Raw genomic sequence first — 1,114 nt, forward strand, 5'->3', positions numbered from 1 at the left:
AAGGAGGCCCACAGGGTGCAGGAGTTTTCGCCGCCGGTGAGGGCGGCGTCGGCGGCGATGATGGCGTTGCGGCCGGTGACGAAGCCGGGGCCGCAGCCCTGCATCTTCAGACCGTCCATGACCAGCTGCATGGAGAGGTTGTTACCGCCGGTGTTCCAGGCGTCGTAGACGTTCGGGTTGAGACCGTGCCGGTCGATGAGGTCCCAGGTCATGTCCCACAGCACCGCCGCCCAGCCGTGGCCGATGCCGTGCGGTGCGGCGAGCGAGGTGCCGTTGAGCCAGCCGCCGGTCTTGATGCTGTCGTAGGTGAACGGCTGGAGATCCATGTTCCGGGAGTACGGCCGCGGCCGGAGACCGTTGCCGGTCCGGTCCTCCTGGAAGAGGACGTAGGGCACCAGGCCACGCGTGCCGTCGGCCGTGTCGAGCTTCGGGTCGAGCAGCGTGGTGATCGCGAAGTAGTCGCTCCAGCCCTCACCCATCTGCTCGTTGCCGCTCAGGCAGTTGATGCCCGGGCCACCGGTCAGGCGGAGCGAGATGCCGTGACCGTACTCGTGCATGACGATGCCGGCGTCAAGGTCGCCGTCCCGGATGCCGGGGTGGCTCGGGTGCTTGCGGACCGAACCGGTGACGTCGCCGGCGGCGATGGCGGCCTTGATGGCGTTGCCGTCGTCCTGCGTCACCGCCACCGCCGGGATGGTGACCGGCGCGGTGGTCATGGCACCGGTGAGCAACGGCGCGTTGCCAGCGATGTTGTGCGCGACCACCACGGCCTTGGCGCCGAGGGACTCGGCGACCTGGGTACGCAGGAGGTAGGTGCAGGCGGTGGTGACACCGTCGACCACCGCGATCCAGCCGCCCGAAGGCAGCGTGCTCGGGTACGCGGAAGTAGCGCAGCCGTTGCCGGCGTACACGAACTGGTGGCCGGGCAGGCCGGCCACGGTCGGTGCCGGGCTGTAGCGCGACCAGGTGGCGTCGAACGAGCCCACGCCGTCGAGGACGACCTGGTTCTGGGCCCCGAGCTGGTTGCCCGGCCACAGGTACATCTGCATCCGGGGGGTGCCGCCGTCGGCGGCCGGGGTGGAGAAGTTGGCGTTGTTGGTGCCGCCGCCGTCCG

1 protein-coding gene is annotated in these 1,114 nt (G+C 69.9%); it reads right to left on the reverse strand.

Annotated elements, in window-relative coordinates; genetic code table 11:
* A partial coding sequence (locus AB0M52_RS34105; RefSeq protein ID WP_363962029.1) for a M36 family metallopeptidase occupies positions 1-1,114 on the reverse strand: 1,114 nt, incomplete at both ends.

It is taken from the genome of Micromonospora sp. NPDC051296 (genome assembly GCF_040682255.1).
GTDB lineage: Bacteria > Actinomycetota > Actinomycetes > Mycobacteriales > Micromonosporaceae > Micromonospora > Micromonospora craterilacus.